General features: G+C 74.2%; 14 protein-coding genes. 6 read left to right on the plus strand and 8 right to left on the minus strand.

Annotation, left to right across the window (positions count from 1 at the left end; all coding sequences use genetic code 11):
* Positions 1 to 8: 8 nt before the first annotated feature.
* Both CD790_RS06710 and zapE read right to left on the minus strand, forming a co-directional pair.
* Entirely contained in the window at positions 9 to 1,403 is a 1,395-nt protein-coding gene (locus CD790_RS06710) for an alkaline phosphatase PhoX (protein WP_144382119.1), read from the minus strand.
* 67 nt (positions 1,404 to 1,470) lie between these two features.
* Complete coding sequence (gene zapE, locus CD790_RS06715; protein WP_260867387.1) at positions 1,471 to 2,601, minus strand: cell division protein ZapE; 1,131 nt, start codon at positions 2,599 to 2,601, stop codon at positions 1,471 to 1,473.
* Between the two features lie 67 nt (positions 2,602 to 2,668).
* On the opposite strand from zapE, the gene CD790_RS06720 reads away from it, so the two are divergent.
* The 4 genes from CD790_RS06720 (at position 2,669) to msrB (ending at position 6,367) form a co-directional block, all read left to right on the plus strand.
* Positions 2,669 to 3,478, plus strand: a complete 810-nt coding sequence (locus CD790_RS06720; protein WP_144382120.1) for a pyrimidine reductase family protein — start codon at positions 2,669 to 2,671, stop codon at positions 3,476 to 3,478.
* Between the two features lie 295 nt (positions 3,479 to 3,773).
* Positions 3,774 to 4,250 (plus strand): indole-3-glycerol phosphate synthase, encoded by a 477-nt coding sequence (locus CD790_RS06725; RefSeq protein ID WP_144382700.1) that lies wholly within the window; start codon positions 3,774 to 3,776, stop codon positions 4,248 to 4,250.
* A gap of 294 nt (positions 4,251 to 4,544) precedes the next feature.
* Positions 4,545 to 5,936, plus strand: coding sequence for a UDP-N-acetylmuramate--L-alanine ligase (gene murC, locus CD790_RS06730; protein ID WP_144382121.1), 1,392 nt, complete (start codon positions 4,545 to 4,547; stop codon positions 5,934 to 5,936).
* A 23-nt stretch (positions 5,937 to 5,959) separates the two neighbouring features.
* Positions 5,960 to 6,367 (plus strand): peptide-methionine (R)-S-oxide reductase MsrB, encoded by a 408-nt coding sequence (gene msrB, locus CD790_RS06735; RefSeq protein ID WP_144382122.1) that lies wholly within the window; start codon positions 5,960 to 5,962, stop codon positions 6,365 to 6,367.
* A gap of 28 nt (positions 6,368 to 6,395) precedes the next feature.
* Here msrB and treZ read toward each other — a convergent pair whose 3' ends face one another.
* The 4 genes from treZ to CD790_RS06755 form a co-directional block, all read right to left on the minus strand.
* Positions 6,396 to 8,297, minus strand: coding sequence for a malto-oligosyltrehalose trehalohydrolase (gene treZ, locus CD790_RS06740; RefSeq protein ID WP_399217055.1), 1,902 nt, complete (start codon positions 8,295 to 8,297; stop codon positions 6,396 to 6,398).
* 193 nt (positions 8,298 to 8,490) lie between these two features.
* On the minus strand, positions 8,491 to 9,405 hold the full coding sequence (locus CD790_RS06745; RefSeq protein ID WP_144382123.1) for a GNAT family N-acetyltransferase: 915 nt from the start codon (positions 9,403 to 9,405) through the stop codon (positions 8,491 to 8,493).
* A 215-nt stretch (positions 9,406 to 9,620) separates the two neighbouring features.
* Positions 9,621 to 10,304, minus strand: a complete 684-nt coding sequence (locus CD790_RS06750; RefSeq protein ID WP_144382124.1) for a response regulator transcription factor — start codon at positions 10,302 to 10,304, stop codon at positions 9,621 to 9,623.
* Complete coding sequence (locus CD790_RS06755) at positions 10,301 to 11,593, minus strand: sensor histidine kinase (protein WP_144382125.1); 1,293 nt, start codon at positions 11,591 to 11,593, stop codon at positions 10,301 to 10,303. Before CD790_RS06755 ends, CD790_RS06750 begins: the two co-directional genes overlap by 4 nt.
* Before the next feature lie 125 nt (positions 11,594 to 11,718).
* Between CD790_RS06755 and CD790_RS06760 the strand changes: the two genes are divergently transcribed.
* Complete coding sequence (locus CD790_RS06760; protein ID WP_144382126.1) at positions 11,719 to 11,946, plus strand: hypothetical protein; 228 nt, start codon at positions 11,719 to 11,721, stop codon at positions 11,944 to 11,946.
* 127 nt (positions 11,947 to 12,073) lie between these two features.
* Here the strand turns inward: CD790_RS06760 and treY are convergent, their stop codons facing one another.
* Entirely contained in the window at positions 12,074 to 14,536 is a 2,463-nt protein-coding gene (treY, locus tag CD790_RS06765) for a malto-oligosyltrehalose synthase (RefSeq protein WP_144382127.1), read from the minus strand.
* A 141-nt stretch (positions 14,537 to 14,677) separates the two neighbouring features.
* Complete coding sequence (gene glgX, locus CD790_RS06770; protein WP_144382702.1) at positions 14,678 to 16,807, minus strand: glycogen debranching protein GlgX; 2,130 nt, start codon at positions 16,805 to 16,807, stop codon at positions 14,678 to 14,680.
* Between the two features lie 402 nt (positions 16,808 to 17,209).
* Between glgX and CD790_RS06775 the strand changes: the two genes are divergently transcribed.
* Positions 17,210 to 18,046: a Tat pathway signal sequence domain protein gene (locus CD790_RS06775; RefSeq protein WP_260867389.1), complete on the plus strand. Its 837-nt coding sequence runs from the start codon at positions 17,210 to 17,212 to the stop codon at positions 18,044 to 18,046.
* Positions 18,047 to 18,190 lie beyond the last annotated feature (144 nt).

Here is an 18,190-nt window from a genome sequence, read left to right on the forward strand (position 1 = left end):
GGCCCGGGTCAGCAGTGGTGCCAGGGCCCGGTGACCGCGAAGGTCGTGCCGGGGGCGTAGCAGTTGACGTACATCGTGCGACGGTCCGGGGAGAAGGTGACGCCCGCGAACTCGCCCCACTCCGGCTCCTCGGGGGTCCCGATGTTCTGTGCGCCCCGGGCCATCGGGTACACCTCGCCGCGCCGGGTCAGCCCGTAGACGTGCTGGGCGCCGTTGCCGTCCTCGCAGACCATCAGGCCGCCGTCGGGCGCCAGGGTGATGTTGTCCGGGGACTCGCCGGGCAGCTGGACGTCGGTGCTCGGGCCGAAGACGACGACCAGGGTGAGTCGACGCCGCCGGGGGTCGTACCGCCACACCTGCCCGAAGTGGTCGGCGGCCGAGCCGTCTGCGCTCTTGGCGAAGCTGGAGACGAAGTAGACGCACGAGCCGCCCCAGTAGCAGCCCTCCAGCTTCTGCGCGTGGGTGATGCCGCCGCGGCCGAAGTCCTGGAGCCGGATCGGGGTCTCCTGGGCGAGCGGGTCCGGGACCGGCACCCACTCGACGCGGTCGAAGTGGGTGCCGGGCTCCTGGACGACGGACAGGTCGGCCACCCCGGGCACCCGCATCGCCTCCAGCCGGCCGCCCGCGCGCAGCGAGCCGCGGCCGCCGAGTGGCTTGTCCGGCAGGAAGCGGTAGAAGAGGCCGAAGGGCTTGAGGAAGGCGTCCTCGGTCTCGTAGACGACGCCGCTGTGCGGGTCCACCGCGATCGCCTCGTGCTGGAAGCGGCCCATGGCGGTGAGCGGGTGGGCGCCGGTGCGCCGCGGGTCGTACGGGTCCACCTCGAAGATGAAGCCGTGGTCCTTGGTGTAGCCGTTGGTGCCGGCCTTGTCCTCGGTCTCCTCGCAGGTCAGCCAGGTGTGCCAGGGGGTGCGGCCGCCCGCGCAGTTGACCGCGGTGCCGGCGATGGCGACCCGCTCGCCCAGGACCCGGTTGTGGGGGTCGAGCTCCAGCGCCGTACAGCCGCCCATGCCGGCCGGGTCGTAGGTCAGGCCCTCCACGGCGGGGACGCGGAGCTTCGCGGTGGCCCGGTTCTCGTGGTTGCGGACGAGGTGGGTGCGGCCGTGGCGGCCGGGGAAGGCGGCCATGCCGTCGTGGTTGCCGGGCACGGGGCCCTCGCCGGAGCGCAGTGGGTCGCCCTCCCGGGAGAGCACCCGGTAGCGGAAGCCCTCGGGGAGGTCGAGCAGGCCGTGCGGGTCGGGGACGAGCGGGCCGTACCCGGCGTGGCCGTCCCGCGCCTGCTCCGTGGACGCGCCGCCCGCGGCGGCGGCGGTGCCGGTGAACAGCTCGGAGACGCTACCGGCGAAGGCTATCGAGGCGCTCAGCGCGCCGGTGCGGGCCAAAACCTGACGTCGTGTGGTCGACATGCGATGACTCCCTGCTGGCGGACAGGTACATGACCACACGTTGGTACCACGCGGATGATCACCGCGACTACGGTTCGACGAGCCGCTTCGCGTCCCGGGCCAGGGCGGTCAGGCGGGATATCGCCCGGAAGTACTTCTTGCGGTAGCCGCCGCGCAGCATCTCCTCGCCGAAGAGCGCGTCGAAGGGCGCCCCGGCGGCCAGCACCGGGACCTCGCGGTCGTAGAGCCGGTCCGCCAGCACCACCAGGCGCAGCGCGGTGGACTGGTCGGGCACCGGGACGACGCCGGTCAGGCAGACCGCCTCGATGCCGTCGCACATCGCCCCGTAGCGGCTCGGGTGGACCTTGGACAGGTGGTCGAGCAGCGAGGGGAAGTCGTCCAGCGAGGCGCCCGGCGTGCGGTACGCGGCGCGGGTGACGACGTCGTCGGAGTGCGGCGCCGGGGCCTCGGGCAGCCCGCGGTGCCGGTAGTCCTCGCCGTCGATGCGCAGGGCGCGGAAGTGGGCGGAGAGACCCTGGATCTCGCGCAGGAAGTCGACGGCGGCGAAGCGCCCCTCGCCGAGCTTGCCGGGGAGGGTGTTGGAGGTCGCGGCGAGCGCCACGCCGGACTCGACCAGCTTGCTCAGCAGGCTGGAGACCAGGACGGTGTCGCCCGGGTCGTCGAGCTCGAACTCGTCGATGCAGAGCAGTCGGTGCTCACCGAGCGTGCGCACGGTCTGCTGGAAGCCGAGGGCGCCGACCAGGTTGGTCAGCTCCACGAAGGTGCCGAACGCCTTGAGCTCGGGGGCGGCGGGGGTGGCGTGCCACAGCGAGGCCAGCAGGTGGGTCTTGCCGACGCCGTAGCCGCCGTCGAGGTAGACGCCGCGCGGGCCGCTGGGGGTCGCGGGGCGCGACTCCCGCCGGAACCAGCGCTTCCGTCCGCTGCCGCCGGCGGCGCTCGCCCCGCCGCCGAGCTGGGCGGCGAAGTCCCCCAGCGTCTTGACCGCGGCGGTCTGGCTGGGCTGGTTCGGGTCGGGGATGTAGGTGTCGAAGCGCGCCGTGCCGAAGCGGGGCGGCGGCACCATCTCCGCCACCAGGCGGTCGGCCGGCACCTGCGGTGAGCGGGCGGTGAGGGCGACCGGGCCGTCCGAGGAGGCGGCGTCCGAAGCGGTGGTGCGCGCTGCGGGGACGCCCGGAGCGACGGCGTTCGTGGAGGACACAGCTACCCAGCGTAGACGCTCACCGGTATGCCTCCGACCGTGAGCGAGCCATGTCACACTGCCGCGTATGCGACGCCTGTTCCCCGTCTTCCCCGATCTGCCCGCCGCCGCCCTCGATGACCGCGAATGGGGGCTCGACGAGCTGGCGGACGTCTACGCCTACCCGGAGCCCGCGGAGTACGCGGGCGGGGGCGCGGCCGACGCCGGACGCACGGGTGCCTGGCTGCGCGCCAACATGGTCACCTCGCTGGACGGCGCCGCCTACCACGAGGGCCGTTCGCAGCCGCTGTCCTGCGCCGCCGACATGCGGATCTTCGGCGTGCTGCGCGCGCTCGCCGACGCGGTGGTGGTGGGTGCCGAGACGGTACGGCAGGAGGGCTACCGCCCGGCCCGCGCCCGCGAGGCGTTCCAGGCCCGGCGGGCGGCGCTCGGCCAGCCGCCCGCCCCCGCCATCGCCGTGGTCAGCGCCGGTCTCACGCTGGACTTCACGGCCCCCCTGTTCACCGAGCCGCTGGTGCCGACGCTCGTGCTGACCGGCGCCTCCGCGCCGACGGAGCGGGTGGCCGCGGCCCGCGCGGCCGGCGCCGAGGTGATCGTGGCCGGGGAGGGCACCCGGGTCGACCCGGTCCGGGTGGTGACGGCCCTGGCGGAGCGCGGATTCACCCGGCTGCTGACGGAGGGCGGCCCGACGCTGCTGGGGCAGTTCACGGCGGCCGGGGTGCTGGACGAGCTGTGCCTCTCACTGGCGCCACTGGTCGCCGCCGGGGACGCGTCCAGGATCGCGAGCGGGCCGCCTGTCACGGCGCCGGAACGGTTTGTTCTTGCCTCTGTCATGGAGGAGGCCGGCTTTCTCTTCACCCGCTACCGTCGGACGTGACGGCCGGCGGAATATTCAGTTCCGCTTGGCTCCTGCTGGGCAGACTTCAGACGAGCGAGCCCAAGCGCCCGCGCGGACCGCGCGGGCGCGCAGGATGGTTTCTGTGGAGTCCCCGAGGCACCGTGGAACCGTCGGGGCCGAATCGGCCTCTGGAACCGTCGGGGCCGGACGGACAGGCTCCGCGGGGACATGGGGCCACCGGCCCCGAGTGGACGTCGGGCCCACCGGCCCGAGAAGTGGGGCCTCAGGCCCGTGACGAAGAAGGGCGGCGCCCGACGTGTTCACGAGCGTATTGATGATCGAGAAGCCGCTGACGCCGGCGGACGTGGAGTTCGTCACCACCCTGCACGGCGAGGACCCGGTCTCCTTCGTCGTGCTCATGCAGCCCCGTGGCGACCAGGACCGGCTGCTCCGCGCGATCGACGACGTCGCGCTCGGCTACCTGGACCGCGCCGTGCGGGAGGGCGACGAGCCGGAGGGTGAGGAGGCCGTGCCCCCCGCCCAGCGCGCCCTGACCCACTCCCTGGAAGCGCTCCGCGCGGCCGGCAGCGAGGCCGTCGGCCAGATCGTCGAGCGCCACCCGCTCGACCTGCTGCGCTCCGTGGTCGAGGAGACCGGCGCCGACGAGGTGATCGTCCTGACCGCCCCGCACTTCGTCGAGGAGTTCTTCCACCGCGACTGGGCCTCCCGCGCCCGCCACAAGGTCGGCGTCCCCGTGCTCAAGCTCTTCTCCCACGCGGTCGACGAGGACCAGGCGGCGGCCGGGGGGTAGGCCCGCGGGCGCCCGCCTCGACGACGGGGCGCGGCGCCGTTCGCGCGGCGGGTTGTTGTGCCTCGGGATGTGCGGCGCCCTCGCGCGGCGGGTGGGCTGTGCGGTGAGCGGTCGGTTTCGTGTCCGGATGCGGGAGCCGTTCGCGCGGCGAGCGTGAGCGGTCGGTTTTCGGGGCGGGCCCGACCGGGGTCGGTGCGGGGCCGTCGCCGCCGCGCGGTCGGGTGGTCGCACAGTGATGCGAGAATCGTCGGCGAGGAACGACGATCAGTGCACAGCAGCGAGGAGAGCCCGCATATGGCAGCCATTCCGTCCGCCATGGACCGACCGCACTTCATCGGCATCGGCGGCGCCGGAATGTCGGGTATCGCCAAGATCCTGGCGATGCGGGGCGCGCAGGTGGCGGGGAGTGACGCGAAGGACTCCGCGACCGCGGAGGCGCTGCGTGGGCTCGGCGCCACCGTGCACCTGGGCCACGCCGGCGAGCACCTGGCGGCGGACGCCAGCTGCGTGGTCGTCTCCAGCGCCATCCGCGCGGACAACCCGGAGCTGGCGGCGGCGGCCGAGCGGGGCATCCCGGTCGTGCACCGCTCCGACGCGCTGGCCGCGCTGATGGACGGCTCGCGGCCGATCGCCGTCGCGGGCACCCACGGCAAGACCACCACGACCTCGATGCTCGCCGTCTCGCTGAGCACCCTCGGGCTGGACCCGTCGTACGCCATCGGCGGCGACCTGGACGCGCCCGGCTCCAACGCCCACCACGGCGGCGGCGAGATCTTCGTGGCGGAGGCGGACGAGAGCGACCGCAGCTTCCACAAGTACGCGCCCGAGGTCGCGATCATCCTCAACGTGGAGCTGGACCACCACGCCAACTACGCCTCGATGGACGAGATCTACGAGTCCTTCGAGACCTTCGTGGGCCGCGTCCGCACCGGCGGCACCCTCGTCGTCTCCGCCGACCACGACGGCGCCCGCGAGCTGACCAAGCGGATCGCCGGCCGGGACGGGCTGCGGGTGGTGAGCTACGGCGAGGCCGCCGACGCGGACGTGCGCGTGCTCCGGATCGCCCCGCACGGCCTGACCAGCGAGGTCACCGTCGTTCTCGACGGCGAGGAGCTCACCTTCACGGTGAGCGTGCCCGGCCGTCACTACGCGCTCAACGCGGTCGCCGCGCTCGCCGCCGGCGCCGCCCTCGGCGTCCCGGCGTCCGACCTCGCCCGGGCGCTGCGCTCGTACACCGGCGTCAAGCGCCGGCTCCAGCTCAAGGGCACCGCCGCCGGGGTCCAGGTCATCGACTCGTACGCGCACCACCCCACCGAGATCTCCGCCGACCTGGAGGCCATCCGCGGCGGCGCGGGCGAGGGCCGGGTGCTGGTGGTCTTCCAGCCGCACCTGTTCAGCCGCACCCAGGAGCTGGGCGTCGAGATGGGCGAGGCGCTCACCCTCGCCGACGCGTCGGTGGTGCTCGACATCTACCCGGCCCGTGAGGACCCGATCCCGGGCGTGACCAGCGCGCTCATCATCGACGCCGCCGCCGCGCGCGGGGCCGACGTGACCCCGCTGCACGACAAGGGCGCGGTCGCGGACACCATCGCAGGAATGGCGCGGCCCGGTGATCTCGTTCTCACCATGGGCGCGGGCGATGTGACCGACCTCGGTCCGGAGATCCTCGCCCGCCTGGAGAGCTGAGGACCACCACGGAGGGATCCGACATGCCGTACGAGGTCGACAAGCCGGAGGAGCAGTGGCGCGCGGAGCTGACCCCGCAGGAGTACCAGGTGCTCCGCGAGGCCGGGACCGAGCGGGCTTTCACGGGTGAGTACACCGACACCAAGACGGCCGGCGTGTACTCCTGCCGCGCCTGTGGGGCCGAGCTGTTCCGCTCCGACACCAAGTTCGAGAGCCACTGCGGGTGGCCGTCCTTCTACGACCCGAAGGACGCGGAGGCGGTGGAGCTGATCGAGGACCGTGCGTACGGCATGGTCCGCACCGAGGTGCGCTGCGCCCGGTGCGGCTCCCACCTCGGGCACGTCTTCGCGGGCGAGGGCTATCCGACCCCGACCGACCAGCGGTACTGCATCAACTCCATCTCGCTGCGGCTGACGCCCGACGAGGACTGAGCCCGGTCCGCCGCGCCGTCGTCCCGGCTCAGCCGGTCAGCCGCAGCACGGCCGCCGTCTCCGGCGGCAGGTGGAGTACGCCGTCCGCCGCCGGCGGGTCCACCGGCCGCCAGGCGGCCAGCACCCGCGCGTCCGCGGCCTCGGCGCCCAGCGCGAGCTCGGCCGGCCGGTCGCCCAGGTTGGCGGCGACATGGAGCGGGCCGCGCCGGAAGTGGAGGGTGCGGTCGGCGTCGGCGGCCAGCGCGCCGTAGTGCCACCGAGGGTCGCGAAGCGCGGGCTCGGCGTGGCGCAGCGCGATCAGCCGCCGGTGCCAGGCCAGCAGCGCCGCGTGCGGTTCCCGCTCCGGCTCGGCCCAGTCCAGGCAGGAGCGTTCCCGGGTGGCCGGGTCCTGGGGGTCGGGCACCTGCTCCTCGGCCCAGCCGTGGGCGGCGAACTCGCGGCGGCGGCCGGAGCGCACGGCCGCGGCCAGCTCCGGGTCGGTGTGGTCGGTGAAGTACTGCCACGGGGTGCGGGCACCCCACTCCTCGCCCATGAACAGCATCGGGGTGAAGGGCGCGCAGAGCACCAGGGCGGCGGCGCAGGCCAGCAGGCCGGGGGAGAGCGTCGCGGCGAGCCGGTCGCCGGCCGCCCGGTTGCCGACCTGGTCGTGCGTCTGGGCGTAGCCCAGCAGCCGGCCGGCCGGGGTGGTGCGCGGGTCCAGCGGGCGGCCGTGGCGGCGGGCCCGGAAGGACGAGTAGCTCCCGTCGTGGAAGAAGCCGGCGGTCAGCGTCTTGGTCAGGGCGTGGGCGGGATCGGCGGCGAAGTCGGCGTAGTAGCCGTGCGACTCACCGGTGAGCGCGGTGTGCAGGGCGTGGTGGAAGTCGTCGTTCCACTGCGCGTGCAGCCCGAGGCCGCCCGCCTCGCGCGGAGTGGTGATGCGGGGGTCGTTCAGCTCGGACTCCGCGATCAGGAACAGCGGCCGCCCGGTCTCGGCGGCCAGCCGGTCCACGGCGGACGACAGCTCGGCCAGGAAGTGTCGGGCGCTGGTGTCGCGCAGCGCGTGCACCGCGTCCAGCCGCAGCCCGTCGACGGCGTAGTCCCGCAGCCAGGCCAGCGCGCTGCCGATGAAGTACGCCCGGACCTCGTCGGAGCCGGGCGCGTCGAGGTTGACCGCCGCGCCCCAGGGCGTGTGGTGGGTGTCGGTGAAGTACGGGCCGAAGGCCGGCAGGTGGTTGCCGGAGGGACCCAGGTGGTTGTGGACCACGTCGAGGACCACGCCCAGCCCGTGCCGCTCGTGCGCGGCGTCGACCAGGCGCCGTAGCCCCTCGGGCCCCCCGTACGGCTCGTGGACGGCCCAGGGCGACACCCCGTCGTATCCCCAGCCGTGGCGCCCGGGGAAGGGGCAGACCGGCATCAGCTGAAGGTGGGTCACCCCCAACGCGGCCAGGTGTGGCAGGCGTTCGACGGCGGCGTCGAAGGTGCCCTCGCGGGTGAACGTGCCGATGTGCAGCTCGTACAGGACCGCGCCGGGCAGCGGGCGCCCACCCCACGCCCGGCCGGGCCCGGCGGGGCGGGCGTCGGGGGAGTGCCCGGTGGGGGAGTGCCCGGCACCGGGGTTCCCCTCGGTGGCGGGCGCTCCCGGGGAGGTCGGGTCGGCGGAACGGGCGTCGGAGCCGGGCCCGGCCGGGGCGTGAGCCATGCCCGGTCGGTCCGGGGAGGGTGCCACGACCGCGCTCAGCCCGTCGGGGCCGTCGGGCTGGCGGCGTGAACGGGGGTCGGGCAGTGGCGGCCCCCCGTCCAGCGCGAAGCCGTACCGCGCGCCGGGCCCGGCCGGGGCCTCGGCCCGCCACCAGCCGGCCCGGCCGGGGTCGCGCTCCATGGGGTACGTGCGGCCGTCCAGATGGAGGTCGACCCGGTCACCGGCGCGCGGCGCCCACACCTCGAACAGCACTGGCGGCTCCTCACTGACGGCGCGGGCTCCAGGGGCGTGCCGTCACCGGTGGCATACGTTCTCACCATGCTGCGGGACGCGGGGCGCGGACGCACCAGGGCGTGGGACGCCGGCGTGTGGCGGGGCGTCAGGGGTGCGCGGTGCCGGTGTGCGCCGGGTGTCGTCAGGGGCGGAAGCGGCGTGTGGCGGGGCGTCAGACGAGGTCGATGCGCTCCTGGGTGACGGGGTAGCCGGCCTTGGCGAAGGCCGCGGCCATCGGGACGTTGTCCTGGTCCGTCGCGGCCGCGATCCGGGTGGCGCCCCGCTCCACCAGGTCATGCGTGCAGGCGACGAGCAGCTCATGGGCGTAGCCCCAGCCCCGGCGCTCGGGCACCACACCGACGTAACCCACGCACGGGCCGGCCGGGTTGCGCGCCGGGACGTGGATGCCGACGAGCTCCCCGTCCGGGCCCGGCGTGTAGGCCAACCGCCACCAGTCGCGCGGGGAGGGGAACCAGTGGAGGAACTCCAGGGTCTCGGCCACCGCCGCCGCCACCCCCGACTCGGCGACGATCCGCTGGTCGTGCGCGTCGAGCGTGTCCTCCAGGACTCGGCGCAACACCTCCGCGACCACCGTGTCGTCCGGCTCCGGGCGGAACTCCAGCCGTCCCGGCCGCGCGGGCAGCCCGCACTCCGGCGTCCATTCGTAGCGGAACCGCTCGGCCAGCGGAATGAGGCCGCCGGCGGTGGCCGCCTCGACCCGGGCCAGGACCGCGGCCACCAGCTCGGGCTCGTCGCGCCAACCGGGCGGCGCCAGCAGGCTGTACTCCGCGCACAGCGGCGCGGTGCGCAGCAGCCGGGCGGCGGCCTCCTCCTCGCCCTCCGCGAAGTCGAACCAGTCCAGCGCCACCGGGGCCTCGTCCTCGGGCCCCGCCCACCAGGCCGCGCGCGCCACCACCACGCCGTCGCGCAGCGCGACCCAGGTCCACTCGGGTCGGTACTCGCCGCCCTCGGCGACCGTGCGGTACTCGTGCCCGAAGCGGGCCCGACCGACCAGGCCGGGGTCGGACAGCGCGTGGAACAGGTGCACGTCGCTGTCGGTGAGCGAGCGAATGACCAGCTCGGTCATGAGGGTGCCTCCGGAAGGGTGTGCACTCCTGCCCGGAAGATCATCACGGGCGCGTACGGACCATAGACGCGCTGGTCAGCCGGTGTCCAGCAGTAATTCTCCGGGCTCGGCCCGACCGCCTACGGCGCGATTTTCCGGCCGCCCGCGGCGAACCCCGCGAGCTTGGCCGCCCGGCACCGTCACTCCCTGTTCCGAACGCCGTCCCCGCCGGTCCGTCAGTCGGCGCCGTCCAGGAGTCCGGCGTCGTGCGCCAAGAGCGCGATCTGCACCCGGTTGTTGAGGTCGAGCTTGGCCAGGATGCGTGAGACATGGGTCTTGACCGTGGCGACGCTCATATAGAGCCCGGCGCCGATCTCGGCGTTGGACCTGCCCTGGCCCACGGCGACGGCGACCTCCCGCTCCCGGTCGTTGAGCCGGTCCAGCAGCTCCCGCGCCCGGACCTGACGCAGGTCCCGCCCGGAACCGGCCACATGGTCGATCAGCTGCTGGGTCACCGTGGGCGACAGCACCGGATCGCCCGTCGCCACCCGCCGCACGGCCGCCACGATCTCGGCGGGCGGGGTGTCCTTGAGGACGAAGCCCGCGGCCCCGGCGCGCAGCGCGCGCAGGACGTGCTCGTCCGCGTTGAAGGTCGTCAGGATGACGACCTCCGGGGCCCGTTCACGGCGCCGCAGCCGCTCGGTGGCGGTCAGCCCGTCCATCGTGGGCATCCGGATGTCCATCAGCACGACGTCCGGGGCGTGCCGGTCCACCAGCACGTCCACCTCGTGGCCGTCACTCGCCTCCCCGACGATCTCGATACCGGAGGGACCGCCGAGCATGAGCCGCAACCCGGCCCGTACCAGGGGGTCGTCGTCGACGAGGAGCAGGCGGACGGGCGCGGGTGCGGGAGCGTTCATGCAGGCCACGGTAGCCAGGCGGCGAGCCGGAAGTCTCCGCTCCGCGTGATGCGGCCGCTCTCCAGCCGCCCGCCCGCCAACGCCGCGCGCTCCCGCAGCCCGGTGAGCCCGGCACCGGCGCCGGGGATGGTCCCGGCCTCGGGCCCGGCCGGGCCCGCCCCCTCGGGTCGTGTCGCCCCTTCCGGCCGTATCGCCCCTTCCGGCCGTATCGCCCCCTCCGGTCGTATAGCTCCGTCGTCCGGGACCGGGTTGCGGACCTCCACGCTCAGCCCTTCGCCGGGGCCGCCCGCGGTCAGGACCGTCACCTCGGCGCCCGGTGCGTGCTTCCGCGCGTTGGTCAGGCCCTCCTGGACGATCCGGTACGCGGTACGGCCCGTGCCGTCGGGCAGCGCGTCCACCACGGCCGCGTCCCATCGGTCCAGCCCGTCGGACAGCGTCACCCGCATGCCCGCCTGCCGCGACTCCTCCACCAGCCGCGGCAGATCGCGCAGCGTGGGCTGCGGCCGGTCGACGGTCGGCGCCCGCAGAACCCCGATCACCTCGCGCAGGTCCTGGAGCGCCTGGTGCGCGCTGGTGCGGATCACGCCCGCCGCGTGGGCCACCTCCTCGGGCGAGGCGTCGCTGCGGTACTCCAGCGCGCCCGCGTGCACGCTCAGCAGCGACAGCCGGTGCGCGAGCACGTCGTGCATCTCGCGGGCGATGCGCTCTCGGGTGAGCCGCTGCGCCTGCTCGGCCCGCAGCGCCGCCTCCGTCTCCGCGCGCCGCGCCCGCTCGCGCAGGGACTCCAGCAGCTGCCGGCGGGAGCGCACGAACAGCCCCCAGCCGATGGCGGCGTTGAAGAGCACCGCGCCGACCAGCACCGAGCCGGTGTAGCTCAGCTCGGGGTCGGGGTGGAGGGCGGCGTCGACCGCGCCCATGGCCATGGCCAGCGCGCCGACGGCGGCGGTGGTGCGGACCGGGCGGTGCACGGCGACCGTGAAGAGGGCCACCAGCAGCGGCCCGGCCACATAGTGCGAGCCCGCCGAGGGGATCAGCAGCACCACCGCCAGCCCCACCGGCCAGCGGCGCCGCACCCACAGCGCCAGGCAGGCCACCCCGCCGATCAGCACCTGGGAGAAGAGCTCGGTGTCGGAGATCTCGGGGTTGTCGACCACCGAATCCGAGGTCACCAAGGAGAACAGGGCCGCCGCGAGGACGCAGAGGATGTCGGTGAACCAGTCCCGCGCGGTGCGGCGCCCACCCTCGTCGGGAGCCGCGTCGCGCGGACCGGTGGATTCAGTGCCGGCCATGCCGTCGAATCTACTGACCGAGGTCGCGGTGGGGCGGCGCCCGGAGCCGGTCCGCGACCAAAGTCGGTCGGCCGTAGACCATCGACTGATCTCGCCCATCGTCTCCCGGTCCTACGGTCGAAGGCATGAAGAAGGTGTGTGAGGGACTGGGAATGATCATGCTGATCCAGGGAGCGGCCGGGCTGCTCCACGACTGGACGGGATGGTTTCACTACTGGGCCGTGATCCGGCGTCTCTCCTTCCTCGACGGACATGAGCTCTACGCCAACCTCGCACTCGTCCTCCTCGGTCTGGTGGCGCTCAGCGCGCCGACGGCCCTCGCCGAGCACGCGGAGCGGCGCGCGGCAGGGTGAGCCCGCCCGGTGAGGACGAGCAGGCCCTCCCCGACTGTTTCCGCCCGCCCCGTGTCACCGCGACGTCTCGCCCTCGGGGAGCGTCTTCCCCCGAGCTCCGACTTCCCCCGGCGGCTCCCCCGGCCCCTCATGCCCGCGCCAGCAGTGCGACCGGCAGCCGGTCGAAGAGCTCGCCCAGAGGCCAGCGGCGCTCCGCCGTGCGGCCGGTGAGCAGGTCCCGCCAGTGGCCCGGCGGCAGGGGGAGCGCCGTGTCGGCCCAGCCGCCCGCCTCGGCCAGCCGCTGGGACAGGCGGGTCACCGCGGTGATGGCGGAGCCCGCGCGGGCGAAGGCCACGCAGTGCTCCGCGGCCGGGCCCTCGGCGAAGAGCGGGGCATAGCCGCCCGGGGCCCCGAACCACTCCGGGTGGCGCCGGCGCAGCCGCAGCGCCGTGGCCGTGAGCCGGAGCTTCTCGGCCGACAGCCCGGTCGCGGCCCGTCCCCGGTCGAGGTCGGCGAGCAGGGCCGGCCGGAACTCCGGAGGGCGGCGGTTGTCGGGATCGACCAGGGCGAGGTAGGCGTGCTCGGTGCCCATGTAGACATCCGGCACGCCGGGCATGGTCAGATGCAGCAGCGCCGCCCCCAGCGCGTTGACCCGGGCGGGGGCGTCCAGCTCGCGGTTGAAGGCGGCGAAGGCGGAGCCGAGCGAACCGCGCGGCTCGCCGGGGCCGGCGGCGAGGAAGGCCGCCACCGCCTCCTCATACCCGCCGTTCTGCTCGGTCCAGGTCGTGCGCAGCCCGGCCTCGCGCACGCTCTTCAGGACCGCCGGCACCAGCCGCTCCACCTCCGGGAAGCCCATGCCCAGCGCGGTCTGCCAGGCCAGCCAGGCCACATGGGGGTCCGGGGCGCCGCCCGGCAACCGCGCCAGCAGCCGCCCCCAGGGCCCGGGGAGCTCGGTCAGCGCCGCCAGCCGGGCCCGGACGTCCGCACTGCGCTTGGTGTCATGGGTGGACACCACCGTGCCGGTGTCCGGCCAGTCGGCCGCCAGCCGGGCACAGAAGGCGTGGAAGGCGGCCGCGTCGACGACGGGATGGCCGGGGTCGCCGCCCACCTCGGCGGCGGAGAGCAGCGGGACGTAGCGGTAGAAGGCGGTGTCCTCGACCGACTTGGCGCGCAGCGCGGCGGCGGTCTGCGCGAAGCGGGCGCAGAAGTCCCGCTGCCGCGGGCCGTCGCCGAGCCGGCCGAGGGCCGCGTCCCGCACCACGTCCACGGCCCGTGCCTCCTCGGCCACCGCGAAGGCGGTGCGGGCGCCCCGCGCGGCCTCGTCCAGCAGCGCGGCGTCCGCCGGCCGGGCGGGGGCGCCGGCGGTCGCGTACGGCCGGTACACCGGCAGCCGGACCAGGAGTTCGCGGACGGCGGTGCGCAGTGCCCAGGGGGCGTGGTCGCGCAGCCGGGGGGAGTCGGCGCAGAGCCGGGTGGCGCACCGCACCAGCCGCTCCACCTCGGCGGCCAGCTCATGGCTCACCACCTTGTGGGCCGCGCGGCGGACCGTGGCGGGCCAGTCGCCGCCCCGGTCGGCGTCGACGCCGACGGTCTCCCGGTAGAGCCCGGTGAGGGAGGCCAGGCCCCCGGGGTCGAGGAACAGGCCGTCCAGGTGGCGCAGCGCGTCATAGCCGGTGGTGCCCGCGACGGGCCAGTCCTCCGGCAGCGGCTCGCCGGGGCTGAGGATCTTCTCCACCACCGTCCACCGGCCCCCCGTGGCCTCCGCCAGCCGGCGCAGATAGGCCGCCGGGTCGGCCAGTCCGTCCGGGTGGTCCACGCGCAGCCCGTCGATCACCCCCTCGCGACACAGCCGCGACAGCGTGGCGTGGGTCGCGGTGAACACCTCCGGATCCTCCACCCGCACCGCGATCAGCTCCGAGATGGTGAAGAAGCGGCGGTAGTTGAGCTCGGTGCGCGCCAGCCGCCACCAGCCCAGCCGATACCACTGGGCGTCCAGCAGCTCCGGAAGCGGCAGCCGCTCGGTGCCGCGCCGCAGCGGGAACCGGTGGTCGTGGTAGCGCAGCACGTCGCGCGCCACCGTGAGGTGCTTGAGCTCGTCGCCCAGCTGTCCGGCCAGCACCGGCAGCAGGACCTTGCCGTCCTGCGCGTCCCAGTCGATGTCGAACCACCGCGCGTACGGCGACGCCTGGCCGTCGCGCAGCACCTCCCACAGCGCCTGGTTGAGCCGCGCGGGCACGGGCACGGCCATGTGGTTGGGGACGATGTCGACGATCAGGCCCAGGCCGTGCGCGTGGGCCGCGCGGGCCAGCTCGCGCAGCCCCTCCTCACCGCCGAGCTCGCCCCGCACCGCCGCGTGGTCCACCACGTCATAGCCGTGTGTGGAGCCGGGCACGGCCTCCAGCACCGGGGACAGATGGAGGTGGGAGACGCCGAGCGAGGCGAGGTAGGGCACGGCCGCGCGCGCCGCGGCGAACGGGAAGCGGGGCTGGAGCTGGAGCCGGTAGGTGGCGGTGGGCACCCGCGGCCGCGGCCCGGGGCCGGCGGCGGACGGCGGGTCCGACAGCGGCTCGGGAGGCGGCACCGGCGGCGGAGCGGCGTGGTGGAAGGTCATAGAACGTACGTACCCAGCCACCGTCCGCACCCGATGTGCGCCCGCGGACGTCCACCCGAACGGGTGTACTACTCCGGTCGGTTCCGCGGCCGGCCAGGCGCCGCCGCCGGAGCGCTCGGCCGACCGGGCCGCTCCGGTCGGCTAACCGGGCCGCTGCAACACCGTCAGGCTCCGGTCCACCAGGGTGAGTCGGTCGCCCGCCGCCACCTTCGCCCCGCTCCCGGGCTCGACCCCGCCCGCCACGGCCGTGTCCACCACGACCTGCCACTGTCGGCCGTGGTCCACCGGCACCGTGAACTCCAGCGGCTCGTGGTGCGCGTTGAACATCAGCAGGAACGAGTCGTCGAGGATGCGCTCGCCGCGCACGCCCGGCTCCGAGATCGCGTTGCCGTTGAGGAAGACCGTCAGCGACTTGGCGTGCGCCGCCTGCCAGTCGCGTGCCTGCATCTCCTCGCCCCTCCGGGTGAACCACGCGATGTCCGACAGCTCGTCGTGGGTCCCCTCCACCGGGCGCCCGTGGAAGAACCGGCGGCGCCGGAAGACCGGGTGGTCCCGGCGCAGCCAGACCAACGCCCGGGTGAAGCGCAGCAGCTCCAGCGCGGTCGCGGAGTCCTCCCGCGCCGGGTCCGGCCAGCGCACCCAGGAGAGCTCGTTGTCCTGGCAGTAGGCGTTGTTGTTGCCGCGCTGGCTGCGTCCGAACTCGTCGCCGTGGCTCAGCATCGGCACACCCTGGGAGAGCATCAGCGTCGCGACGAAGTTGCGCATCTGCCGGCCGCGCAGCGCCAGGACCTCGGGGTCGTCGGTCTCGCCCTCGACCCCGCAGTTCCAGGACCGGTTGTAGCTCTCACCGTCGTTGTTGCCCTCGCCGTTGGCCTCGTTGTGCTTCCTGTCGTACGACACCAGATCGCGCAGGGTGAAGCCGTCGTGGCAGGTCACGAAGTTGACCGAGGCCAGCGGGCGCCGTCCGTCGCCCTGGTAGAGGTCGGAGGAGCCGGTCAGCCGGGAGGCGAACTCGGCCAGCGTGCGCGGCTCGCCGCGCCACAGATCGCGCACCGTGTCACGGAACTTGCCGTTCCATTCGGTCCACAGCGGTGGGAAGTTGCCGACCTGGTAGCCGCCCTCGCCCAGGTCCCAGGGCTCCGCGATCAGCTTCACCTGGCTGACCACCGGGTCCTGCTGCACCAGGTCGAAGAAGGACGAGAGCCGGTCCACCTCGTGGAACTGGCGTGCCAGGGTGGCCGCCAGATCGAACCGGAAGCCGTCCACCCGCATCTCGGTGACCCAGTAGCGCAGCGAGTCCATGATCAGCTGGAGCACGTGCGGGCTGCGCATCAGCAGCGAGTTCCCGGTCCCGGTGGTGTCCATGTAGTACCGCCGGTCATCGGTGAGCCGGTAGTACGAGGCGTTGTCCAGGCCCCGGAAGGACAGCGTCGGCCCCAGGTGGCTGCCCTCGGCGGTGTGGTTGTAGACGACGTCGAGAATCACCTCGATGCCCGCCTGGTGGAGCGCCCGCACGGCGGACTTGAACTCCAGCACCTGCTGGCCCCGGTCGCCCCAGGAGGCGTAGGCGTTGTGCGGCGCGAAGAAACCGATCGTGTTGTAGCCCCAGTAGTTGGTCAGCCCCGCGTCGGACAGCCGGTGGTCGGTGACGAACTGGTGGACCGGCATCAGCTCCAGCGTGGTGACGCCCAGCTCCGTCAGGTGTTCGATGATCGCCGGGTGGGCCAGCGCCGCGTAGGTCCCGCGCAGCTCCTCCGGGAGCGCCGGGTGTCGCATCGTCAGGCCCTTCACATGGGCCTCGTAGATGACCGTCCGGTGGTAGTCGGTGCGCGGCGGCCGGTCGTCGCCCCAGTCGAAGTAGGGATTGACCACGACCGACGCCATCGTGTGCGGGGCGGAGTCCAGGTCGTTCCGCCGGTCCGGCCGGTCGAAGTGGTAGCCGTAGACCTCCTCTCCCCAGTCGATCCGACCGCTGATCGCCTTGGCATAGGGGTCCAGCAGCAGCTTGGCGGAGTTGCAGCGGTGCCCGCGCTCCGGCTGGTACGGGCCGTGCACCCGGAAGCCGTAGCGCTGTCCGGGCATGACCCCGGGCAGATAGGCGTGGCGGACGAACGCGTCGTTCTCGCGCAGCTCCACCGCGGTCTCCGAACCGTCGTCGTGGAGCAGGCACAGCTCGATCCGTTGGGCGGCCTCGGAGAACACCGCGAAGTTGGTACCGGCGCCGTCGTACGTGGCGCCGAGGGGATAAGCCTGTCCCGGCCACACCTGCATGCGTCGACTCTTCCACTTCTTCACCGTGCGCCGCGAGGACGCCTGTCGGTGCCGCGCCCCCGGAGCGAGGGGCATCGTGACCCAACTGCCCTCCAGGCGGGCCTCTTTCACCAGATCTTCCTCAATACGGAGGCAATCCGCGACCACATCGGTTCGTCCTCTCGGGTGACCTCCGCATACTGGGGGCGATCACCCGGATCGCGGTCTCATCCGGCCGTCCGGGGGAACAGGGAGGAATCGGCACTCCGGCGGCGATCCAGCGGCCGGCCGGCCGGCGAGGGCTGATACACCGAGCGCGGGGCACCGAGGGGCAGCGGCCGAGGGGCGGGGGAGCCCCGGCCGGGGGACACGGGGCAGGGGCAGGGGACAGGGGAGAGGGAGATGGGGGAGGACGTGCGCAGCATGACCCAGCGCCACCTGGGCACCGTGGTGGCCGGCGCGTCGATCGCGGTCACCGTCGGGGCGGTCCTCGTCGCGGTCACCCTTCCGGGTGATACCTCCGGGGCCTCCCCGCGGGACCCGGCGTACGGGCACGCGGGGTACGAGCATGTGCGGTACGGGCAGGGATCGGCGCAGGGGTCGGCCGCCGGAGGCGACGGGGCCCCGCCGCCCGGCGTGGTGGAGCCCCCGCCGCCGCGGATCGCCGACGGCAGCGGGACGGACCCGCTGACGGACGACGAGATCCGGCACGCCCGCGCCCTGGCGCTGAGCGCCGACCCGCGCGAGGCCGGCGAGGGCGTCCGAGGCGCCCCCGGCCCGCAGCCGCTCTCCGTGGACCTCGCCGAGGTGCCCCCCGAGGAGGCCGGTGCCGCCGCCCCGCCGCGGCGCGCCCAGGTGTCCTCTTACGACTACCGGCGGGACGCCTACGTCACCACCACGGTGGACCTCGCCTCCGATCGGGTGGTGCGCACCGACACGCAACGCGGCGTGCAGCCACCGCCGAGCCGGCAGGAGGCCGTCGAGGCGGCCCGGCTGCTGATCGGCGACCGGCGGCTGGGCGAGGGGCTGCGGAGCGACTACCGCGACGCCACCGGAAGGGAGCTGACCGACCCCGCGCAGCTGACGGTCACCGGCTTCGTCTACCGCGTGGACGCGGAGAACCCCGGCCCCGCGCGGCTGGGCGCCTGCGGCCGGCACCGCTGCGTCCGGCTCTTCAGCAGAGTGCGGAACGGGCCGTGGATCGACACCCGTTGGTTCGTGGTCGACCTGAGCGCCCGCAGCGTGTCCCGGCTGGACTGAGCCGCCGCGGCCCGTCCCCGGAGGCCCGGCCCTCGGACCGTCTCGTCCTGGAGCCGCGGCCTCGGACCGTCTCGTCCCCCAGGCCCCGACCCAGGGCCCCGACCTCGGGCCGTCTCGTCCCCGGAGGCCCCCGGTCCTCGGACC

It is taken from the genome of Streptomyces sp. SAJ15 (assembly GCF_007595705.1).
GTDB lineage: Bacteria > Actinomycetota > Actinomycetes > Streptomycetales > Streptomycetaceae > Streptomyces.